The sequence below is a fragment of the Snodgrassella sp. ESL0324 genome (assembly GCF_013344955.1).
In the GTDB taxonomy this organism is placed as follows: Bacteria; Pseudomonadota; Gammaproteobacteria; order Burkholderiales; family Neisseriaceae; genus Snodgrassella; species Snodgrassella alvi.
The window spans coordinates 115,452-138,294 of the sequence record NZ_JAAEDS010000015.1; the positions used below are offsets into that span (position 1 = coordinate 115,452).

Below are 22,843 nucleotides of genomic sequence, written 5' to 3' on the forward strand. Positions count from 1 at the left end.
TTTCCTGCCACACCGGCAGATAAACTAAAAAGCAGTATACAAACAATAATGGACTGTCTTTTCCCGGACAGTCCATTATTACATGTAAAAATACTTATTTTACAATCTGTACCAGCTCGCCGGCTGCGTAACGATTTGCCATTTTTTCCAAAGAAACTGGCTTAATCTGGCTCGCATGACCGGCAGCACCAAAGGCTACATAACGATCAATACAAACCTGCTTCATGGCTTTAATGGTTTCAGTAAAGTATTTACGCGGATCAAATTCTGCCGGATGTGTAGCGAGAAAACGGCGGATCGCACCTGTGCTGGCCAGACGCAAATCTGTATCAATATTAACCTTGCGCACACCGTATTTAATACCTTCGACAATTTCTTCTACCGGCACTCCATAAGTTTCCGGAATATTGCCGCCAAATTCGTTAATTACCTGTAACCATTCCTGCGGTACTGAGCTGGAACCATGCATAACCAGATGGGTATTAGGTAAACGTTCATGAATTTCACGGATGCGGTCGATACGCAGTACTTCCCCTGTCGGCTTACGGGTAAATTTATAGGCGCCATGGCTGGTACCAATAGCAATGGCCAGAGCGTCAACACCCGTATCCTGTACAAAACGCGCTGCTTCATCCACACTGGTAAGCATCTGTTCATGGCTGAGTTTACCTGCCGCACCTACACCATCTTCCTCTCCGGCATCTCCGGTTTCCAGATTACCCAGACAGCCGATTTCACCCTCTACTGATACACCACAGGCATGTGCCATATAGACAGTTTTGCGAGTGACATCTACATTGTATTCATAAGTGGAAGGTGTTTTGGCATCACTCAGCAGCGAACCATCCATCATTACTGATGAAAAGCCCAGTTGAATTGAACGCTGACATACTTCCGGTGACGCACCATGATCCTGATGCATCACAACCGGAATATGCGGAAATTCTTCAATGGCAGCCAGAATAAGGTGCCGCAAAAACGGGGCACCGGCATATTTGCGTGCACCGGCACTGGCCTGCACAATCACCGGAGCGTTAACTTCATCGGCCGCTTCCATAATCGCACGCATTTGTTCAAGATTATTGACATTAAACGCCGGCAGACCATAACTGTTTTCCGCAGCATGGTCGAGCAGTTGGCGCATAGAAACTAAAGCCATGAGGTTCTCCGTGTGTACTTGCAATAATTGGTAAAAAAATCGGCGCAATTATACCACTATGCACCGTTTTTGTAGGCATGAGCATGCATTCTTTCACTAATTCAGTTTACTGCCAAACAGACACCGTATTATTGAAAGAAAACAATTTTCTGATGCTGTACCGTTAATGGCAGCCAGTCTCCTGCCTGCACAGCATAATGCAGCGGCAGCCACCAGCGTAATATTCCGTATTGCGGATGCAGCAACTGTACATCATATGATCTGGCTGTTAAACATACTTCTGTTACCTGTACCTGTGTTCCGTTTTCAGGATCATATTGCAGAGCGTTTTGCGGAATGTAACAAACATCGCTGACATTATCACAACCCAGTAAACGCGCAGCCCATACATCAGCCGGTCGTGCCAGCAATTGTGCAGCGGTACCCTGCTGTACCCAGCGGCCATGCCTGAGCAGACAAATACGATCAGCCAGCGCAAAAGCCTCCAGCGGGCTGTGAGTAACAAGTACAGCCGGACATTTTTGCTGACGCAATAAACGCACAGTTAATTGCTGCAAACTGGCGCGCAATGTTGTATCCAGCGCTGAAAATGGTTCGTCCAGCAACAATGCCTGCGGTTGCAGAACAAGTGCTCTGGCCAGTGCCACCCGTTGCTGCTCTCCGCCGGATAATACATCTACCTGCCGGGCAGCTGCTTCAGACAGCCCCACCTCGGCAAGCATTTGCATGGCCTGCTGTTGTGCTTGCGGTTTGCTTACTCCGTGCATACGCAGTCCGAAAGCCACGTTTTGCCACACATTCAGATGCGGCAATAAAGCATAATCCTGAAACATCAGCCCGATACGGCGCTGTTCCGGCAATAAAAAAGTTATATTTTCTTCGTTAATAAAAATATTGCCGCTATCAGGTTGTACCAGACCGGCAGCCATATTCAGCAAAGTTGATTTACCGCTGCCGCTTTCTCCCAGTACCGCCACCAGCTGACCGTCGGCCACCTCCAGACTTAAATCCGCGGCAACAACTTTATCGGAAAATTTTTTATTAATGTGTTGCCAGCTCAGCATAGATGCGTTTCCTTTTTGTCCTTACTCCATTCCACTAATGCAAAAATCAGTATAGTCAGCATCATCAGCAGTAAGGTCAGCACCATCGCACGGTCATAATTATCCCGTCCGGCGGTACTCAGATAATGATAGATCAGTGTAGTCAGCGTCTGCCATTCCGGCCGCGACAGAAACAGCGTAGCCGCAAACTCACCGATACAGGTAGCCGCAGCCAGAGCCAGCCCGCGCTGCAAAGCCGGTCGTAACAGAGGCACAATAACATACAGCAATACTTGCATGCGGCCGGCACCGAGTGTACGCGCAGCCTGTGTATAACTGTCAGGCAAACTGTCCCATGCAGCCAGTACATCCTTAGTAATAAACGGATAAGCCAGCAGCGCATACGTACATATCAGCATACTTAATGATGCTGTCCAGCCGGGATAACACAACAACAGCCCGAATGACACACACACCGGTGATACCATAAATGGTAAAAATGTCAGACTACGCACCCACATCAGCCGCTTTGCCAGCGCAGCATGCAAAAAACCCAGCAGTAATGCCAGCATGATTGCCATTAAAGTAAAGCTTAAAGTATTCAGTACTGCCTGCCACGTTGTACTTTCCAGTAATACCAGCCATGAACTGCCAGCCAGCAAAGCACGCCAGCACACTGCCAGCAGCGGCAGCGCACAACACCCCAGCAACAGCAGCAAAGCCAGTGCCAGTCCGGCTTTCTGACCGGTTGTCGGTAATTGCGGCGGCAACATCTGTATCACTGCCTTCTGAGCAGAATATCTGCTCAGAACCGCATATATAATACCGGACAGAAAAGTTGTGGCCAGTACCCATAACACCAGCACACCGGCCTGTGCCATATCCAGCTCATAAGCTATCAGCTGATAAATCTGTACTTCCAGCGTAATGTAATGCTCACCGCCAAGCAATAAAGCCAGACCAAATCCGGAAAAACAATACAAAAACACCAGACACATACCACCGGCCAGCCATGGCAGCATCTGCGGAATTTCAATCCTGACAAAACGTTGCCACGTTCCGGCACCCAGTGTCTGTGCCGCATACATACGTGTTGCCGGTACCTGACATAAACCCTGATAGCCGGCACGTACCATTACCGGCAGATTAAAAAATACATTACCGTATAACAATAACCATGGCGTACCTTCCCAGCCGCGCCACAATAAACCCTGTGCTCCAAACAATGCCAGAATACCCACACCAGCTACCAAGGTGGGGATTACAAACGGCAGCATCAGCAAACGCAGTACCCAGTTTCGGCCACTAAACTGCAAACGGGTAACCGTCCATGCTACCGGTACACCCAGCAACAACGTCAGCACGCTGCTGATAGCAGCCTGTGAAGCTGTCCAGCCCAGTAAGCGACGCATATATTCGTCCTGCCACACCATACGGAAACTGTCTGCATCCGTTTGTTGCAGCATTGCCTGCAATGGTAACAGCACCACAGCCAGCAAAAAAAACAGCGGCAGTAATGAAAACAGCCCCAGCAGCAATTTTTGCCCGAAACTGACAACTTTCATCCCAATACCGTTTACATCTTTATTTACCAGACGATTACCTCAGATTCAGTATTTGTATAACCAAACAGGGCATATCCATGCCCTGTTTTTATTTCTTACTCCGGCCGCAATAAACAGCCGCATGGCGACAGTACAGGTTATTTGTTCAGCGCTGCACTACCTTTACCCATTGTTTAACCCAGCTTTGCTGCTTAGCTGCCATATCAGCCATACTTGGTTGTGTTACCGTAGTCGGAATTTTTACATGAGCATATACCGGTGGCAAAGACACGTCTTTTACAGCCGGATAAACCCACATGGATGTCGGAATGGCATTCTGTACCTGATTACTTTGCAGATATTGCACCAGTTTAGCAGCCAGTGCAGGCTGACTGGCATGATTCAGCACCGCAGCACCTTCGATATGGCGGAACACTGCCCCTTTAAAGCGTAAATCGGCAGTTGGCGGTGTTTTGTATTTACCCTTACCATAATAAACTTCTGCTATCGGACTGGAAGCATAGCTTACCACCATCGGCCGGCTGCCTCCGTTCAAGGTAAATTCAGTGTAATAGGCCTCACTCCAGCCTTTAGTCACTTTTACACCATTCTGGCGCATTTTAGCCCACCATTGCCAGGTGCCCTGCTCTCCTAAGCCGCCAATATTCGCCAGCAGAAAACCCAGTCCCACACTGGAAGTGGCCGGGCTGGGCACAACGAGTAAATCGCGATAAGCCGGGCTGGCCAGTTCTTCCAGCGAGCGCGGCACAGCTTTGCCATGTTTCTGAAACCATGCCTTATCATAATTAATCGTAATATAGCCGTAATCCACTGCCAGAGCCTGCGGCAGAGAAACATTAACCGGACGGCCAGACGGCTGTGCCTGAGCAAACAGTTTAAACTGCTGAGCCTTGGCAATATTACTGTTATCCAGACCATATACTGCATCAGCAATTGGTTTGGCACGAGTTAAAATCAGCTTGTTGAGCATTTCATTTCCGCTACCGACTTTAATCACAGTCAGTTTCACATTATTATCATGCTCAAACTGAGCCAGAACATTTTTAGGTAAAGCAAATGAATCATGTACAGCCAGACGTACCTCTGTCTGTGCCTGTGCAACCATACTGAGTAACAGACACAGCACTCCGATTAACCACTTACCTGCTTTCATTCCGGTCTCCTGCCATTAAAATCATTAGGTATTCTTCATATACAATCATACCCGTTTTAGACGTTTATAGTAAAAATCTGACGCCATCTTACAAATCATGACAACTCATTACTGGCTATTTGACCTAGACAATACCCTGCATCAGGCTGATGCGGGCATATTCGGTATTATCAATCAGCACATGACAGCCTATATAGCCACCACCCTGAATATCGACGATATTGCCGCTTCCCGGCTGCGTCAGCAATACTGGCAGGATTATGGCGCTACACTGGCCGGACTGCAAAAACACCATCCGGAAATCAATCTTCAGGAATTTCTGCTGGCGTGTCACCCGCTGGAGCAAATTTTGCCTCTGTTGCAGCCAGTGCCGCAAATACAGCATACTCTAACCCATTTGCCCGGCTATAAAGTCGTTTTTTCCAATGGTCCCAGCCATTATGTACAGGCACTGATCAGTACCATGCAAATTGAATCACATTTCCATGCCCTGTTTGGTACTGATAATGTACAAATGCTTTACAAACCTCATCCGCATGCTTACCACAGCCTGTGCCGGCAGCTGCATATCCGCCCTGAGCAATGCATTATGGTAGACGATAGCCTGTCCAATCTGAAAACAGCACATACACTGGGCATGCGAACAGTATGGTTCGGAACACACAGCCATCCGGCTGCCGGAATCGATGCGGCTGTACCGGATATGCACAGTCTGCTGCATATTGCCCCGTCTCTGTTATAAAGCAACTATACGCAGGCACACAAATTCTCTACAATATCCCTGTACAAACGACTAACCTCAAAGGACAACACCATGCGTGCCGGAATCTGTTTAATTTGCGGTCTACTGGCCATCAGTGGCTGCACATGGGAAACCTATCAGGATGCCAGCGGACAGACAAAACTGCGCCAGAAATATGAACCGGGTACACGTGTGGTTTATCAGGATGGCACCTACTCACATAATATGCGCTATAACAGCATGCGCCCCGAACCGCACGTGATGAAACCCACTGTAGGGGATGCAGACGAAAAATTACCGGCACACACACACTGGTCAGATTCAAACAGTAGTGCCGAATAATTCAGATACATCAGTACAGGGCTGCCGGAATCATGCCAGATTACCGACAGCCCGTTTTCACATCTTAATATATACAAATTTATGGCTAATTCACCCTTAAATATCGTCATCCTTGCAGCCGGCAAAGGTACCCGGATGTATTCACGCCTGCCCAAAGTTCTGCATGAAATCGGCGGCATCAGCATGCTGGAACGCGTTATTAACACCGCACAAAGTCTGCATCCGGACAATATCACCGTCGTTATTGGCCACGGCAAAGAGCTGGTACGGGAACGAATTCAGGCAGACGTGTGCTGGGTGGAACAAGACCAGCAACTGGGTACCGGCCATGCAGTCAGAATGGCTCTGCCACATTTATCCGACAGCGGACGGACTTTGATTCTGTATGGCGATGTACCCCTTATCGATCAGCAAACACTGGAAGAATTACTCAGCACCGCCGGTAAAGACGTAGGATTACTGACCGATGTTCTCGACAATCCGGCCGGCTATGGCCGCATCATCCGTCAACATGGCAATGTTGTCGCCATTGTCGAAGAAAAAGATGCCAGCGCAGAGGAAAAAGCCATTTGCGAAACCAATACCGGTATCTTTGTACTGCCCAATTGTCAGCTGACCCAATGGCTCAATGCGTTGCAAAATAACAATAGTCAGCAAGAATACTACCTGACTGATGTCATTGCACTGGCCCAACAGGACAATATTCCCGTTCATCCGCTGCAAGTGCGTGCATCATGGCTGGCAGCCGGCGTTAATAACAAACTGCAACTGGCACAGCTGGAGCGCATCCTGCAACAGCAGCAGGCTACAGCACTGCTTCAGGCTGGCGTAACCCTGCGTGACCCTGCCCGTTTCGACTTACGCGGACAGCTAACCCACGGACAAGACGTAATAATCGACATTAATGTCATTCTGGAAGGAAATGTAGATCTCGGTGACAACGTTTCCATTGGTGCCAATTGTGTGATTAAAAACGCCACCATCGGCTCCGGTACCATCATTCACCCCAATTCCCATCTGGAAAACTGCAATATTGGCAGCGATGCCCGGATTGGTCCGTTTGCACGCCTGCGACCGCAGGCACAGATTGGTGACGCAGTGCATATCGGTAATTTTGTCGAAGTTAAAAACAGCACTATTGGCTATGGCAGCAAAGCCAATCATCTTACCTATCTGGGCGATGCCACTATTGGCGAAAACAGCAATATTGGCGCCGGTACCATCACCTGTAATTATGACGGAGTTAACAAATACCGTACTACCATTGGCAATCATGTCCGCATCGGTTCCGGCAATATGCTTATTGCGCCCATCACCATAGGTGACCGTGCCACCACCGGTGCCGGCAGTACTCTGAGCAGGAACTGTCCGCCAGACAAACTGACACTGTCACGCAGTCGCCAGACAACTTTGTCAGAATGGCAGCGACCAGAAAAAAACAACGAAAAATAATCTCTTTATCAGCCCGCCAGTGTTATTCTGCCTGCCGGGCTGATTATCTGTATTCACTAATCTTTCCCGCCTTTACATCTGTTTCACCAAACCCGCCATACTTTAATCAAAAGCATTACATATCTGCGTTTAAAAAATACACAAACTAATTATAATTCGCAAAATAATCACTTTATTCACTATATTCTTCACAAAATAACTGAATAAAGCATTTTCTCTTAGCCATTCATACAAGCAAATTAACAGGCAAAAGTAATATCATGCACAATAAAAATGATTCCCAATAATAACAAAGACACCTTACCTACTACTGAAGGTCAACCGCAGTGCCAATACTTACTCTTGATCAACTACCGTTTGGTCAGCCGGCAGTTATAACCCGACTGTTGCCCGAATCTCTGCCTTTCCGCCGGCGTCTGCTAGCCATGGGCATTACCCCCGGCAGCCACGTTACCGTAATCCGTACAGCACCATTAGGCGATCCACTGGAAATCAAAACCCGCGGATTTTACCTGTGCCTGCGGCGCAGTGAAGCACAAGCCATCGGCGTAGTTGAGGCAACACAATGAAAATAGCATTAATCGGCAATCCCAATAGCGGCAAAAGTACGCTTTTCAATGCGCTTACCGGTTCACGCCAGCAGGTAGGAAACTGGCCTGGGGTAACTGTAGAACGCAAAACCGGTAGTATCCAGATAAACCGGCAACAGGTAGAAATCATCGACCTGCCCGGTACCTATGCCATAGAAAATCTCGACATAGCTGCTTCTCAGGATGAAATGATTGCGCGTGAGTTTGTTCTCAATGAACCAGACAGCCTGATAATCAACATTATCGATGCCACTAATCTGCAACGCAGTCTGTACCTGACTTTTCAGTTGCTCGATCTCAAACGGCCGATGCTGGTCGTTCTCAACATGATCGATGCCCTGCATAACATAGGAGAAAATATCAGCATCAGCATACTGAGCAAACAGCTTGGCTGTCCGGTTATCGCTATTTCCGCTGCACGAAAAACCGGAATACCGCAACTCAAACAGGCAATTGCACAGGCCATCACCAACCCTGTAGCTGCCCATCCCGAGCTGGATACTCTTGGTAGCAAACAAAGCACCATTATCCGCAACTATCTGGCTCAGCTTCCGGCCGATAGTGCCGTACACCAGCTCGACCAGTGGTCGCTGATCGAATTATTACTTAAACAGAACCCCGTTTCTCTTACTGAAACTGAAAAGCATATCCTGCAACAATGCCGTGATGCCCTGTCTGACTGGTGTAACCATGAAATCGACGTTGCCCTTGCCAGTGCCCGTTATGATGCCATCGATAAGCTAAGCCGCTCTGTAATTGAAAAGCCGCGTGAAGCAAATCTGTCCTTATCCGATAAAATTGATCGTATTACCCTGGGCCGCTATACCGGCATCCCGTTTTTTCTGTTCGTCATGTACCTGATGTTTATGGTAGCGGTTAAATTCGGCTCTGTATTTATCGATTTCTTCGACATCCTCTTTGGTACCATATTTGTCGATGGCTTCTCCGCCCTGCTCACCAGACTCGGCTCTCCCGAGTGGCTGATTGCTATTCTGGCCAATGGAATCGGCAGTGGTATTCAAACAGTGGCCACATTCATTCCGGTTATTGCAGCCATGTTTCTGTGCCTGTCATTTCTCGAAGATTCCGGCTATCTGGCGCGTGCCGCAATGGTAGTCGACCGCGGCATGCGTGCCATTGGTCTGCCGGGCAAAGCCTTTGTTCCTATGCTGGTCGGTTTCGGCTGTGGTGTACCCGCCATTATGGGTACCCGCACACTGGACTGTGCCCGTGATCGTCTCATGTCTATCAGCATGATACCTTTTATGTCCTGTGGTGCCAGACTGCCGGTTTATACCCTGTTTGCTGTTTTGTTTTTTCCTGAAAACGCCTCAACCGTGGTTTTTATCCTTTATCTGCTCGGTATCGGTGTTGCCATTCTTACCGGTATTATTCTCAAGCACACCCTGCTGCCCGGTGACATTACCCCTTTTATTATGGAAATGCCCGCTTATCGTTTGCCCACATTGCGCGGCATGCTTTACCTGACATGGTCACGTCTGAAAGGATTTATTTTCCGTGCCGGACAGGCCATCGTACTCATGGTAACCATTCTCAGCCTGCTTAACTCACTGGGTAGCGACGGCTCATTCGGTCACAATGACAGCAGCCAGTCTGTACTGTCGGTTGCCAGTCAGAAAGTTACCCCGGTATTCACGCCTATGGGTATCAATGAACAAAACTGGCCGGCTACGGTAGGTATATTTACTGGTATCTTTGCCAAAGAAGCCGTCATTGCCACCCTCAACTCCCTGTACTCCATGAAAGCGGAAGAGGATGGCGGAGAAGAAACCTTTAATTTTCAGTCCGGTGTCATCAAAGCCCTGAACACCATACCAGCCAACTTAAACGAGCTGGCCGGTTCCTTTCTCGATCCTCTGGGCTTTAGTGCGCTGAATCAGAGTGCTGACAGCGTACAGCAGGATATGGACATGACCGGACGCACAGTAACCAAACTGGAAACCTCTTTCGGCAGTAGTGCTGCTGCAATGGCCTATCTCATATTCATCCTGCTATATACACCGTGTGCGGCTGCGCTAGGCACCATTTACCGTGAAGCCGGCGGACGCTGGATGTTGTTTGTAGCCGGCTGGACATTCTTTACCGGCTGGAGCTGTGCCACCATTTACTACCAGTACCACCAGCTTAGTCACAGTACCAGCGCCGCATACTGGATTGGCGGAGTAGCCTGTCTGTTTATTCTTGTTGTTTGCAGTATGAAATTTATCGGCAGCCGGCGTCAGACTTGCCAGATAACCATGAAAAACTGCCCGCACAGCAAAAGTAGCTGCTGTCACTGAGCAATCAGGCATTTTTACTAATTACCAAAACTTATTTACCTGAACAGATAGTGATATTTGCAAAATCATCACTATCTGTTTGCATTCAGTTATCCAGACAGCAGGAACAAACCATCAGCCAACCCAGATAAAGGACTACCGGATATGCTTATCACTGCCATTCGTGACTACCTTATCACTATCGGACAAGCCAGCCTGCAGGATTTGTCCCGCCATTTTCAGGTGCAGGAAAGTGCCATGGAGCAGATGCTTAACTTTTGGCTCAGAAAAGGGATCATCCGCCAGATAGATTCTTACCAGCCTTCCTGTCAGCAAAGTAAATGCAGCGACTGCTTTATTTGTCCTGAAGGTGCCAGAAAAATTTATCAGGCCGTCACCGGCACAGACAGAACCATTCCGATTACCCGCTTAGCCTGAACCGGCAAAAATTTTAAATCTGACTTACATGGATGCAGAACTGTCTTTTCAGGTGAAAACACATTAACAATTTGCCGGCATAAATCAATACCACTAACATATCCCTAAACCAGATACTTAATGATACTCACAGAACAAATGAATAAAATATCTGATATATAAAGATAATTTATCTACCCAACATCATCCTGAAAACCATTAGCATAAACATATCTGTCTGTTTGTACAGCAGGCTGTAAACAAAGTTTACTGTACAAATCCGCCGTTTCCATTACAATCTTCATTTCAAATAAAACTGAAACAGCATCATCAGGCAGACGATACACAAAAACTGGAATCAGCACGGCATAACCCGCAAACCGCAATAGCCGCATTCCAGCCAGGTAAAAAAACCGTAATTGCATTGCAACCCATGCCTGTTGAAAAAGGATAAACCATGTGTGGCATAGTTGGCGCCATTCGCGCACAGAATAACGTAGTAGAATTTCTTACCAGCGGTCTGGAACGGCTGGAATACCGCGGATATGATTCTTCCGGCATTGCCGTATGGACACCGGACGGTATTGAGCGCGTACGCCGTGTCGGCCGCGTTAAATTTATGGAAGAAGCCGCTCAGGCTGCCGGACTCAAAGGCAGACTGGGTATTGGTCACACCCGCTGGGCAACACACGGTGGTGTTACCGAACCCAACGCTCATCCGCACATTTCTAACGACATGATTGCCATTGTTCATAATGGCATTATCGAAAACTTTGAAAGTGAGCGCAGCCGGCTGCAGGCACTGGGTTACGAATTCACATCCCAAACTGATACCGAAGTCATCGCTCACAGCATCCATTACGAATATACCCACTCCAGCACCGGCAACCTGTTTCAGGCGGTACAAACTGCCTGCAAACGTTTTCAGGGTGCCTATGCCATCGGCGTTATTGCCAGAGACAATCCCGATAAACTTGTGGCTGCGCGTATGGGCTGTCCGCTGTTAGTGGCGCTGGGTGAAAATGAAAGCTTTATCGCTTCCGATGTTTCCGCCGTTATTGCTTATACCCGTCGTGTTGTCTTTCTTGAAGATGGCGACCTTGTTCAGCTATCCACACAAGGCATTGATATTCTGCTCGACAAACACGAACAGCCGGCAGAACGTGAAATCAAAATGTCTGAACTGTCCTTAGCTTCGCTCGAACTGGGGTTGTACAGCCATTTCATGCAAAAAGAAATTCACGAACAGCCCAAAGCCATCACCGACACCGCCGAAGTATTTCTGGTAGGCGGCTTTGAGCCGGAAAATTTTGGCACCAGTGCTGCCGGTATTTTTGAGCGAATCCGTAACATTAAAATTCTTGCCTGCGGTACCTCCTACTACTCCGCACTCACTGCACGTTACTGGCTGGAAGCCATTGCGCAAATACCGACAGACGTCGAAATTGCCAGTGAATACCGTTACCGCAAAGTTATTGCCGACCCGGAACAGCTGGTCATCACGATTTCTCAGTCCGGCGAAACACTTGATACCATGGAAGCGCTTAAATATGCCCAGTCACTGGGCATGCAGCACAGCCTTTCTATTTGCAATGTAATGGAATCGGCTCTGCCGCGCGAAAGTGAACTGGTACTGTATACCCGCGCCGGTGCCGAAATCGGTGTAGCCTCTACCAAAGCCTTTACGACTCAGCTTGTGGCATTGTTCGGACTGGCGGTAACACTGGGTAAAATGCGCGGACTGGTTACCCCTGAAGAAGAAGAGCAATATACCAATGAGCTGCGCCTGCTTCCCGGCAGCGTGCAGCATGTACTTAATCTCGAACCGCAAATTGCCGGCTGGGCAAATCAGTTTGCCGCTAAAAATAACGCACTGTTTCTAGGTCGCGGTATTCATTACCCCATTGCCCTTGAAGGTGCTCTGAAACTTAAAGAGATTACCTATATTCATGCCGAAGCTTATCCGGCCGGTGAGCTTAAGCACGGCCCGCTGGCACTGGTAGACCAGAATATGCCTGTAGTGGTAATTGCGCCTAATGACAGCCTGCTCGAGAAAGTCAAAGCCAATATGCAGGAAGTAGCCGCACGCGGCGGTGAGCTCTTTGTATTCACCGATCTGGACAGCGAATTCAGCGCCGGTGAAGGCGTACACGTTATCCGTACCCCGCGCCATATGGGCGTACTTTCCCCGATTGTACACACCATACCGGTACAGCTACTGGCCTACCACACCGCACTGGCCCGCGGCACTGATGTAGATAAACCAAGAAATCTGGCGAAATCGGTGACTGTAGAATAGATAGCTTGTGAACGCTTTTTAATTCTTAAACGCCCTGTTGAATAACAACAGGGCGTTTAATTTTCCTTAAATTAAAATATATTAAAATAAAACCTGAGCCACTTAATATCCTAATTAATCTGCATTTTCATTGAATAATCAGCGTTTTTATTACATATAATTATTTAAAAACTAATACCAGCATTATTTATTATATTTTTAGCATAAAACCTCAAATCAACTTTATATTTTGTTTTTTACTTTAAAAATAGTTTTATTAGCTTCAATCTTCTTATATAGAGTAACTGATTAAATCAAATTGAATTATAATTTCTCCATATAAAAGAAAGCTTCGGTTTATTCAAGATTCTATGTCAGCGACAAATATTCCGGAGAAATATAGATTATTAAACAACAAGCTTTACTTTAATAAGGGTGACATTGAATGCAATTTTTGCAGCCAGACCAGAATAATAAACACCAGATTGCCGTATTTTCTTTTCTGTCCGCATTAATCATCTATATTTTTGTTTTCGGCTTTGAACTTACTCATTTTTCTTTGTCTATAGATGAAGAATTCAATAACAACATTTTGCATACTGTCGCAATTGGCAGATGGGGACATGCCTTATTGAAAGCCAGTATTTATCCGGAACCTTTTATCCCCTTTTTCACTGAAATTCTGACGTTTATTTTATTGGCCGCTTCGTGCACGGTAATTGTAAAAATATTTTGTTTAAATCTGCATCAATCGCTTTTCTTTACTGTTTTATATGCCTCATCTGTACAGTTTGCCTATCAGTTACAGTTTCTGAACCAGTGTGACACACTGGCTACAGCAATATTGCTGTCATCTGTTGCCGTATACTTGATTGTCAGAAAAAATTCCTTTCTGCATACCGTAATTTTTCCGGCCTTTCTGATCTGTTATTCAATAGCTATTTATCAATCATTAATCTTTCTCCCGTACTCATTGCTGATTGCATATTTATTAATCGATGAGGTCAGAGGTACAGAAAATACCCGGCATTTAAAACTGATAGCTGCATTATGTATTTCCTCAGTTATCGGATTAATATTGTATTTTGTATTGGGAAAATTAATTCTGAATTATTATCATCTGCAGTCTGAATCTTATTTAAGCGATATTGTTACCTGGTTTAATGAATCACCCGTACAAAACTTAAAAAATATCAGACGTTCTATAGAGCACTATTTCACTCTAAAAGCCCCCTACGGATTAAATACCTTTTTAATTGCGTTTGTATTTTTAATTTTGCCACTCCTGTATCCATTAAAAAGAAAAGCCAGATATGGGTTTTATGTACTTTTAAGCATTCTGACTTTGTTCTGTATGAATATTGTTGTCGGCAAAGGCTTGCCAGCCAGAACAATGACCAGTTTTGCCGTATTCTTTGCCTCTGCAGGATTGATTGGTTTTATTATTATCCGAAAAAATAAATCTTTATGGGCAGTGGCCGCTTTTTCATTTTTATATGGTATGGCCTGTTCCAGTAACCTATTTTATACAGACTATATTGCCTACAATAAAGATTATCGGCTGGCTTCATTTATTGCCAGTGATATCGCCAAAGAAATAAAAGTATCTCCGGATACCCCTGTCAAAGTATATTTCTTTGGTGCGATGGATATTAAACGCGTAAACAGACCAAATAATTCAGATATGTTTGGTGCTTCATTTCTTAACTGGGATAGCGGTAATTCCGTAAGAATATCTGCATTTATGAATAAAGCCGAAATTGCCACTATCATTCCCGCATCCTATGCTGATATTAAATCTGATTTAAATACCGTTTATGCCGCACCTGTGTGGCCGCAGAAAGGCAGTATTTTCCGGATAAAGGATGTGGTAGTAGTAAAACTCGGACAAAACGTAGGTTATTGCCCGAACGGCGTTAAGGAAAACACCATACCGAAACAGTGTTTATAAAATCATCGGTCTGTTTTTATCTGTTTAATGGTTCAGCAATAAAGTATTTATTGCCTAATACGGCGGTAACAGCCGTCTGAAACCATGCAACATGATTATGCAGAAAAAAAGTATATTTCTGCATAATAAGAAAACATATGGTGGCTGTTTCAGACTGATAATCTGTTTCGGATGATGTTTTCTGTCAGCCAGTGCCACCGAGAGTTTGCGCAGATAATCCATACTCATCGGCCATTCTTTCATACCTTGCAGCCATTGTTCCGGAATACCTGCTTCGCCCACATAAATACCGGCAAGAGCGCCGGCAATGGCTGCCGTGGTATCAGTATCCCCGCCCGCTTGTATTAATGCACTGACGGTTTGTTCATAATCACCATAATAGCGCAGCCATGCATAGATAACAGCAGGCACGGTATTGTTGATATAGCCAGTAATTCCTTTTTTTTCCAGTTTCAGCGCCAGCAAATATTCATGCAATTGAGCCTGCTGCTTAAGTTTCTGCTGAGCCAGTTGCAAGTGACTGATAAGCTGCTCTCCGCTTAGCGCAGGCATAATCTCAGCAAAGAAACTGTCAGCAGACACCTCAGACTGCTGCCGACTGGCATAGCCGGCAGCCATGGCAATCACCCATGCGCCTTCTTCTGCACGCGGATCAGTATGAGTTATGATGGTAGCTGCATGAATGCATTCACGCATGATGTCCGGATTACCGGCAAAAAACCAGCCTATAACCGGTGCACGCATAGCCGCTCCGTTACCGGCAGAATTATTACCGCTTTTAGCCGGATTTATACCCAGACATAATTTCAGGCAGGCTTTTAAAGTAGCCATACCCAAACCGGCCGGCATAGTCAGAAACCATCGCCTCATGCCTCTGCCCAGCCGGCTACTAAAATCCTTCGGATTCAGCTTACAGCTCAGCAGACATTGTGCCACCATCGCTGCATGCTCAGTATCATCACTGCATAACCCTATTCTCCCCCATGGAGTAACAATCAGGTTGTGCTGAATTTTATCGCCAAACATACGTCTGGCTCGCTTAGGAGCAATACCTTCACGGGCCAGCCCTATTGCATCACCAACTGCGGTACCAATAAGCAATCCGGTAATCTGCCGGACAGACTGGGTTTGTTGCATAATTTATTTCCGGTGGATGAATAATAAATTTACAAATGTTAACTATACAGTATTTTCTTTATTAATTCCTGTTTTAACTGTTCAGATTATCAAATTTTTATTTATTTTCAGAATATTCAATAATAATCCTCAGCCATAAAGATAAGCTGCTGCCAAAAATAATTTAGCCGGAAAATTTATACTCAGATTTTCAGTGGCAACTATCAGATATTATTTTTTACATTGAAGATTTAACCTGATTTCAGTTTAATGATTGATCATCATAGAATTTAGTAAATTATGCCATTATGTTTTAAAAATAATTTCTTCTGCTGCCAATTAAATATATAGTCAGAATACAGAGTTTATATAATTACCATTTAATTTATACAATTAATTCAAAAATCAGAACTTTAATAAATATTGATTTCTATAAATTCAGTTTTAAGCTTATCAAGCTTTAATTCAGACAGATAAATTTATCCACACTACCATCTGATTCAGCCGTATTCTTTTAATCATTGATAGATGAATTCCGACACACATAAAATAGTTTTTGCACAATTATTCTACAGAATAAACATTTTTATTGGCATATTCATGTCTGTTGATATGTATCAATAAACAGGATATTGTTAAGTATACATAGTCATAAAACCATTGCCATATGATAATAATTATTATTTAATTCTTGCAGCTTTCAATTTATGTCTGTGTTATGAAATCATTGGATTTAAGCCGTTATTATGCTGCATGTTCTGGTTTACCGTTTCAGGATCGCCGGGCTGTCATGCCATTACGCGCAAGTATGCCACTGGCTGCGGAAGATATCGAAAAGCAATGGCAACAATTACAGCAAACCGAACTTACCGGCAATAAAAGGCTGATTTATATTCATATCCCCTTTTGTAATACTCACTGCCAGTTTTGTGGTTTTTACCAGAATCTGCTGCGCAAATTTGATACTGAAGCATATATTGATGCTTTACTAACCGAAATCACTCTGGAAATCAACAATCCGGCATTACAGTCTGCACCCATTCATGCGGTTTATTTCGGAGGTGGTACACCATCCGCTCTGCCCGCCGGCCAGCTAGCCCGGGTAATCAGTTTACTGAAACAGTCCTTACCTCTTGCACCTGATTGTGAAATTACTATTGAAGGACGAATTTCTGATTTCGATGAGGCACGTACAGATAGTTATATAGAGGCAGGTGCAAACCGGTTTTCAATCGGTATTCAGACTTTCGATACCAATATTCGTCAGAAGCTCGGACGCTTATCCAAACGTGAACAGATTATAGAAACATTTGAACGGATTGCCGCTAAAGACAGTGTAGCACTGGTGTGCGATCTGATGTTTGGGTTGCCCGGGCAGACGCCTCAGAGCTGGCAGACAGATTTAGAACTTGCTGCCGGTCTGCCGCTGGATGGTGTGGATTTGTATGCTCTAAATCTGCTCTCTTTCACACCGCTGGCTAAGCGGGTGGAAAACGGCCAACTTGAATTACCTTCAGTAGCGGATAAATGTCATTTTTATTTACAGGGTGAAGCTTTTTTACGCCGGCAGGGCTGGATGCAGCTAAGTAACAGCCATTGGGCTAAAACCACACGCGAACGAAATTTATATAATCTGCTAATTAAGCAGGGTGCTGATTTCTTTGCATTTGGCTCCGGTGCCGGTGGCCGGCTGGGCGGTCAGTCATTTATGCTGCAACGCGATCTGGCTGAGTACTATACCCGGCTGAAACAAGGCAAAAAGCCATTGATGATGCTTACCGGCCAATCTTTACTAGGAAAATGGTTATATCAGCTTCAGGCCGGTATAGAACAGGGTCGGGTTGATTTAGCTGCACTGACAACACAGGCTCACTTATTGGATCCGTTACTGGAGCAATGGCAGCAGGCAGGTTTACTCGTCAATGATGCACGCAGTCTGTTGCTAACACCATCAGGCCGTTTCTGGTCGAGCAATCTGTTACAGGCTTTGCAGCAATTACTATTGTCTTTGAATAATCCGGAACATCTTGAGCAGCAGGAAAAAATAATGCAGATGCTCCAAAGCGGAAAACCCGCGCCAGGGCATACCGCTGCTCCGTAATATCTCAGCGTCAAAACAGTTTTAACTTAAGGAAATAAGAATGACTGAACAATCTGCAAGTAATAATCTTAAACTTTTCATGCAAAGTAACCCGGAAGGTACGCTGGAACAGATTGCCCGGCAATATCAGACTAGTTTAACAGCAGTAATTGAAGCCATGCCTGATGCAGTTATGACAGACGGAAGTCAATTTGATACTGTGTGGCAGGAAGTACTTACATGGGGTGAAATTACTTTTCTGGTTCACACTCCGGACATTATTGCTGAATTTTCCGGTGAACTGCCAGCTGGAAAATATGGTGCCGGTTATTTTAATTTGCAGCATAAGCAAGCATTCGGCGGGCATATCCGGGCAGAAAACTGTGCACATATCGCTTTTGTTGAGCGCAGTTTTATGCATATGGCTACCGCGGGAATTATTTTTCTGAACCGTCAGGGTGAAGCCATGTTTAAAATTTTTGTCGGACGTGATGAACAAAGACAATTAAAAGCACAGCAATTAGATAAATTCAGAATTCTGGCTCAACGTTTCCGTCCGGACTAAGGAAAAACTGATGAAAACGCTATTATTGTTCGGGTTGAGCCCCAAAAAAGGCACCGGCTATCAGGTATTACAGCTGGCATTACAACAATCATCTGAATGGCGCTGCGCGGCACTGGTACGCGATGCCGCTTTTGCCGCTGAATTAAACCGGCAGGGTGTGCAGACTGTGGTTGGTGATGCTACCGATGAATCCAGTGTCAAAGAAATATGCCGGCTTGCCGGCACCAATACCGTAATTGTCTCTACTCTGGGTGGATCAGCTGGTGCACATTATCTGGCTCAGCGCCTGATTATTGATACAGCTGAACAAGCTGGTATCTCCCGGATGCTACTGGTTACCTCTCTGGGCTGCGGCGATTCATGGCATACTATGTCTGAACGCGCAAAAACTGCTTTCGGGCATGCTGTACGGGAAAAATCTCTGGCAGAGGTATGGCTGCAAACCAGTAAGCTGAATTATGAAATTCTGCGTCCGGGCGGTTTGTCTAATGGTGACGTTACTGGCACAGGTAAATGTTTTTATCAGCAGGAGGTACATGGTTTTATTCATCGTACTGAACTGGCTAATGTCATTATGCAAAGAATCAGTGCCAGTGTTCTGGACAACCGCATCTATGCAGTCGTTGACCCGAGGTTAACTTCCGACAATAATTAGAGCATATTGGCGCCTGTATGTGGATAACTTAGTTATCCACAGATCAAAACCCACCTTATCTGCAATTAAAAATTGGCAGACAGGGTGGGTTTTGTGTACGTACCTCTTTGAAAAAATATCAGGCCTTTTTCACAAAGCACGCTTTAAGCATGATTTTGATGCCGTCAATTTTGCAATCAATTTCATGATCGCCTTCAACCAGACGAATACCTTTAGCTTTGGCACCTTTTTTCAGAACAGTGCTACTACCTTTAAGCTTAAGGTCTTTAATCAGAATAACGTCGTCACCAGTCGACAACGGATTACCGTTACTGTCTTTAACATCAAGCTCTTGTGATGAGCCGGTATTGCTGGCAGCATCCCATTCGTGTCCGCATTCCAGGCAGACAGTAAAGCTACCATCAAAATAATTCTGTTCGCTGGCACATTGCGGGCAGATTGGGGTTGATTCAGACATGGTTACACCTTTGCGATGGTAAAAGCGGCGATTGTACCTAATTTTGCTACAACTACCACATTTTTATGTACTTGCTCTGCTTTTTTTGCAGCTTTTGCACAGCTATACTGAATAATATGCCTAATTACGGTATTGCTGAGCTGTTTTTTCTGAACGTTTGAACACCAGTTCATCCTCACTTGATTCATGTGCAACAAACTGGTAACCATGCTCATTGAATTCATGCAGCATTTTAGGTGAGTGCAGTTTATTGCGTACAATAAAGCGAGTCATCAATCCCATGGCTTCTTTCGCATAAGCATTAACATTCATGTATTTACCCGCTTTTTCATCCAGAAAAACCGGTTTAATTACCTGTGCTTTAAGTTTATCCTTATCTATTGCTTTGAAATAATTATCAAAAGCTAAATCAATGATGGTTTCAGTTTCTATTTGATTCAAATGGCTGGTGAGAGTTTCATGCCAGAAATGATACAAATTAATGCCTTCAGGATTCTCCAGACGTACATTCATGCTCAGGCGGTAGGGCTGGATTAAATCCAGCGGACGCAATATGCCGTACAAACCGGAAAGAATACATACAGCGGTTTGCATATAATCCAGTTCATGCAGGGATAAATCACTGACTTTCAGGCTGGTGTAAATATCACCACTATAGGCAAAAATCGCCTGTAAAGCATTATCAGGGGTAAATGGCGTATGCCAATCCTGAAAACGCTGCTGATTAAGCTCAGCCAGATGCGGACTGATATGCATCAATTCCTCCAGCTGTTTCACACTTAGCTGACGACAATAATGTACTAACTGTTCGCTCTGTTTAAGAAACTGTGGCTGAGTATACTTTTCACTCAGGCGCGGATTAGCAAAATCCTGACTGGTGGGTGCAGCGATAATGGTTAACATACGGCCTCCTGTTCAATCACTGGTACACATTTATGCTCATCATGGTGAAATAAAATATTATTATCAATCAGATAATGCATAAAAACTCGATATCACCACTTTACCTGAGAAAATATTGTCAGCAGAACACAATAGCCGGAATTTAGCATAATGCTACATATATATTACATTTCAGTAACGTATATGTCTCTCCAGGTAAACACTTTACTGAACCGAAAAACAGATTGCTAACTACAATGGAGAAATAAAGAAAAAATTAATTTACTGACGGCCGGAGATAAAAAAACAGGGCTGCACACTGTCAGCCCTGTTTTGCTTTATTTGCTCTGCTTAGAATTCACCGTCAATATCGGCAATACTTACCAGCTTAGCATTAACAAATTCTTTTAAGCCCAGATCCAGTAATTCACGTCCGAATCCGGAACGTTTCACCCCACCGAAAGGTAAATCAGCTTTTACCATGGTTGGATGATTAATAAATACCATACCGGTATCAATCTGCTGAGCCAGCTGTGCACCGCGTTCTTCGTCAGCAGTAAAGATAGATCCGCCCAATCCGTACGGGCTATCGTTAGCAATCTCGATAGCGTGTGCTGCATCTTTAGCACGGTAAATTGAAGAAACCGGACCAAAGAATTCCCAGTGACGTGCCGGATTATCCGGCTGAATATTGGTCAGAATAACCGGCCGGAAGAAACAGCCCTGAGCAGGCATGTCCAGCGGGATTTCCTCAGCGTGCGCACCAAGCTTAACTGCTTCATCCAGCTGCTGCTGTAAACCAGTAACGGCTGAACGTGAAGACAGCGGAGCCAGTGTTGTGGCTGCATCCATCGGATCACCCATGCGCAATTGCTGCACACCTTGACGATACAAACTCAGGAAACGGTCGTATACACCATCTTCTACAATAATACGCTTGGCACTGACACATACCTGACCGGCATTCCAGTGACGTCCGAAGACAGCCCATTTAGCTGCTTTTTCGATATCTGCGTCATTAAGTACGATGAACGCATCTGCACCACCCAGTTCGAGGGTACATTTTTTCACTGCGGCTCCGGCCTGAGCGGCAACAATGGCACCGGCACTTTCAGAGCCAGTCAGCGCTACACCGCGTACACGCGGATCTGCAATAATTTTGGCCAGTTGAGCATGAGTTGGATAGAGATTCTGGAAAGCACCGGCCATTAAACCGGCCTGAAGGAACATCGCCTCCATTTTCGCTGCACACTGAGGTACATTAGAAGCATGTTTCAGCACAATCACATTACCGGCAGCCAGTTGCGGGGCTGCAATACGTGCTATCTGGTAATAAGGGAAGTTCCATGGCTCAACAGCCAGAATAATACCCTGCGGAGCAAATTCAATACGGGCACGATTACCTTTATTGGATGTAACCGGTAACACTTCCGGCTGAAGCTGCCGTTCAGCATTAACTGCATAATATTCAAGAATCTGTGCTGACAGCTCAGTTTCTGCTTTTGCTTCACTAAACAGTTTACCCATTTCCAGTGTGAGTAAACTGGCATATTCTTCAATATTAGCCCGCAGAATATCAGCAGCGTTTTGCAGAATACGCGCACGCTGGGCAAATGTAGTAGTTTTCCACTGATGGAAAGCGGCATCAGCATGATTTAATGCTGCTTCCAGCTCAATATCGGTAGTATCAGAAAATGCCTTTACCTGTTGCTCGGTATAAGGATTGGTACTAGCGTACGCCATATAATTACCTCTCATGAGTAAAAGTTACACCACGGTTACTGCCCTGTTGGCTATTTTTGGTGTGCCGCCGGTACGGGCAGGTTCTGAAACAATTACAGTGTTTACTATGAAGAAATGGTTATGTGCCTGATGTGTGCTGCCGCTGTTAATTATCTTTTGTAAGCCTGATACAGGCTACCGGCAACATTAATTTTCCTGTCTGTTATCACTTTAGCATGATTATGTATTAATTGAGTTTAACAATAATTTACCACAACAGCAAGCGTACCGTAAACTAACAAATCCCGGCATGCTGTCTTAGTGCATTAGTGTATTAGCTAAATACCATAGCAACTGGTATGTGCAAGGATAATAATGCATCAGTCAATAATTTC

Annotated in this window: 20 protein-coding genes; 11 read left to right on the plus strand and 9 right to left on the minus strand. The window is 45.3% G+C overall.

Annotated features, from left to right (window positions below; all coding sequences use genetic code 11):
- Nucleotides 1-94 precede the first annotated feature (94 nt).
- From fba to GYY70_RS10240, 4 genes are all read right to left on the minus strand, one after another.
- The gene (gene fba, locus GYY70_RS10225; RefSeq protein ID WP_084562501.1) at nucleotides 95-1,159 is read right to left on the minus strand and encodes a class II fructose-bisphosphate aldolase; all 1,065 of its coding nucleotides are present in this window, start codon (nucleotides 1,157-1,159) and stop codon (nucleotides 95-97) included.
- Nucleotides 1,160-1,287: 128 nt separating this feature from the next.
- Entirely contained in the window at nucleotides 1,288-2,223 is a 936-nt protein-coding gene (locus tag GYY70_RS10230) for an ABC transporter ATP-binding protein (RefSeq protein ID WP_174832291.1), read from the minus strand.
- Nucleotides 2,217-3,767 (minus strand): iron ABC transporter permease, encoded by a 1,551-nt coding sequence (locus GYY70_RS10235; RefSeq protein WP_174832292.1) that lies wholly within the window; start codon nucleotides 3,765-3,767, stop codon nucleotides 2,217-2,219. Before GYY70_RS10235 ends, GYY70_RS10230 begins: the two co-directional genes overlap by 7 nt.
- Before the next feature lie 145 nt (nucleotides 3,768-3,912).
- Nucleotides 3,913-4,920: a thiamine ABC transporter substrate binding subunit gene (locus GYY70_RS10240; protein ID WP_174832293.1), complete on the minus strand. Its 1,008-nt coding sequence runs from the start codon at nucleotides 4,918-4,920 to the stop codon at nucleotides 3,913-3,915.
- Between the two features lie 97 nt (nucleotides 4,921-5,017).
- On the opposite strand from GYY70_RS10240, the gene GYY70_RS10245 reads away from it, so the two are divergent.
- From GYY70_RS10245 to GYY70_RS10270, 6 genes are all read left to right on the plus strand, one after another.
- Nucleotides 5,018-5,662, plus strand: coding sequence for a pyrimidine 5'-nucleotidase (locus GYY70_RS10245; RefSeq protein WP_174832294.1), 645 nt, complete (start codon nucleotides 5,018-5,020; stop codon nucleotides 5,660-5,662).
- Between the two features lie 72 nt (nucleotides 5,663-5,734).
- Nucleotides 5,735-6,004, plus strand: coding sequence for a hypothetical protein (locus tag GYY70_RS10250; protein WP_025331518.1), 270 nt, complete (start codon nucleotides 5,735-5,737; stop codon nucleotides 6,002-6,004).
- 81 nt (nucleotides 6,005-6,085) lie between these two features.
- A complete protein-coding gene (gene glmU, locus GYY70_RS10255) occupies nucleotides 6,086-7,456 on the plus strand; it encodes a bifunctional UDP-N-acetylglucosamine diphosphorylase/glucosamine-1-phosphate N-acetyltransferase GlmU (protein WP_174832295.1) in 1,371 nt (456 codons plus the stop codon).
- A 326-nt stretch (nucleotides 7,457-7,782) separates the two neighbouring features.
- A complete protein-coding gene (locus tag GYY70_RS10260) occupies nucleotides 7,783-8,025 on the plus strand; it encodes a FeoA family protein (RefSeq protein WP_051506485.1) in 243 nt (80 codons plus the stop codon).
- Nucleotides 8,022-10,346, plus strand: a complete 2,325-nt coding sequence (gene feoB / locus GYY70_RS10265; RefSeq protein ID WP_174832296.1) for a Fe(2+) transporter permease subunit FeoB — start codon at nucleotides 8,022-8,024, stop codon at nucleotides 10,344-10,346. The genes GYY70_RS10260 and feoB overlap by 4 nt, the downstream gene beginning before the upstream one ends.
- Before the next feature lie 57 nt (nucleotides 10,347-10,403).
- Entirely contained in the window at nucleotides 10,404-10,763 is a 360-nt protein-coding gene (locus GYY70_RS10270; protein WP_174832297.1) for a FeoC-like transcriptional regulator, read from the plus strand.
- Between the two features lie 173 nt (nucleotides 10,764-10,936).
- On the opposite strand, the gene GYY70_RS10275 is transcribed toward GYY70_RS10270, so the two are convergent.
- Nucleotides 10,937-11,167, minus strand: a complete 231-nt coding sequence (locus tag GYY70_RS10275; protein ID WP_084550104.1) for a hypothetical protein — start codon at nucleotides 11,165-11,167, stop codon at nucleotides 10,937-10,939.
- 32 nt (nucleotides 11,168-11,199) lie between these two features.
- On the opposite strand from GYY70_RS10275, the gene glmS reads away from it, so the two are divergent.
- Together glmS and GYY70_RS10285 are read left to right on the plus strand one after the other, a co-directional pair.
- On the plus strand, nucleotides 11,200-13,041 hold the full coding sequence (glmS, locus tag GYY70_RS10280) for a glutamine--fructose-6-phosphate transaminase (isomerizing) (RefSeq protein WP_174832298.1): 1,842 nt from the start codon (nucleotides 11,200-11,202) through the stop codon (nucleotides 13,039-13,041).
- Nucleotides 13,042-13,465: 424 nt separating this feature from the next.
- The gene (locus GYY70_RS10285) at nucleotides 13,466-14,971 is read left to right on the plus strand and encodes a glucosyltransferase domain-containing protein (protein WP_174832299.1); all 1,506 of its coding nucleotides are present in this window, start codon (nucleotides 13,466-13,468) and stop codon (nucleotides 14,969-14,971) included.
- 54 nt (nucleotides 14,972-15,025) lie between these two features.
- On the opposite strand, the gene GYY70_RS10290 is transcribed toward GYY70_RS10285, so the two are convergent.
- Complete coding sequence (locus tag GYY70_RS10290) at nucleotides 15,026-16,108, minus strand: ADP-ribosylglycohydrolase family protein (protein WP_174832300.1); 1,083 nt, start codon at nucleotides 16,106-16,108, stop codon at nucleotides 15,026-15,028.
- 697 nt (nucleotides 16,109-16,805) lie between these two features.
- Here GYY70_RS10290 and hutW point away from each other — a divergent pair.
- From hutW to GYY70_RS10305, 3 genes are read left to right on the plus strand one after another with little or no spacing between them, the layout of a single operon-like run.
- Nucleotides 16,806-18,188, plus strand: a complete 1,383-nt coding sequence (gene hutW / locus GYY70_RS10295; protein ID WP_174832301.1) for a heme anaerobic degradation radical SAM methyltransferase ChuW/HutW — start codon at nucleotides 16,806-16,808, stop codon at nucleotides 18,186-18,188.
- Between the two features lie 40 nt (nucleotides 18,189-18,228).
- The gene (gene hutX, locus GYY70_RS10300) at nucleotides 18,229-18,732 is read left to right on the plus strand and encodes a heme utilization cystosolic carrier protein HutX (RefSeq protein ID WP_025331529.1); all 504 of its coding nucleotides are present in this window, start codon (nucleotides 18,229-18,231) and stop codon (nucleotides 18,730-18,732) included.
- Nucleotides 18,733-18,742: 10 nt separating this feature from the next.
- Nucleotides 18,743-19,387, plus strand: a complete 645-nt coding sequence (locus GYY70_RS10305; protein WP_174832302.1) for an NAD(P)H-binding protein — start codon at nucleotides 18,743-18,745, stop codon at nucleotides 19,385-19,387.
- A gap of 118 nt (nucleotides 19,388-19,505) precedes the next feature.
- On the opposite strand, the gene GYY70_RS10310 is transcribed toward GYY70_RS10305, so the two are convergent.
- The 3 genes from GYY70_RS10310 to GYY70_RS10320 all read right to left on the minus strand — a co-directional run bounded on the left by GYY70_RS10310 (nucleotide 19,506) and on the right by GYY70_RS10320 (nucleotide 22,469).
- On the minus strand, nucleotides 19,506-19,844 hold the full coding sequence (locus GYY70_RS10310; RefSeq protein ID WP_174832303.1) for a zinc ribbon domain-containing protein YjdM: 339 nt from the start codon (nucleotides 19,842-19,844) through the stop codon (nucleotides 19,506-19,508).
- A 120-nt stretch (nucleotides 19,845-19,964) separates the two neighbouring features.
- The gene (yaaA, locus tag GYY70_RS10315) at nucleotides 19,965-20,747 is read right to left on the minus strand and encodes a peroxide stress protein YaaA (RefSeq protein WP_174832304.1); all 783 of its coding nucleotides are present in this window, start codon (nucleotides 20,745-20,747) and stop codon (nucleotides 19,965-19,967) included.
- A gap of 330 nt (nucleotides 20,748-21,077) precedes the next feature.
- On the minus strand, nucleotides 21,078-22,469 hold the full coding sequence (locus GYY70_RS10320) for an NAD-dependent succinate-semialdehyde dehydrogenase (protein ID WP_025331533.1): 1,392 nt from the start codon (nucleotides 22,467-22,469) through the stop codon (nucleotides 21,078-21,080).
- Between the last annotated feature and the right edge of the window lie 374 nt (nucleotides 22,470-22,843).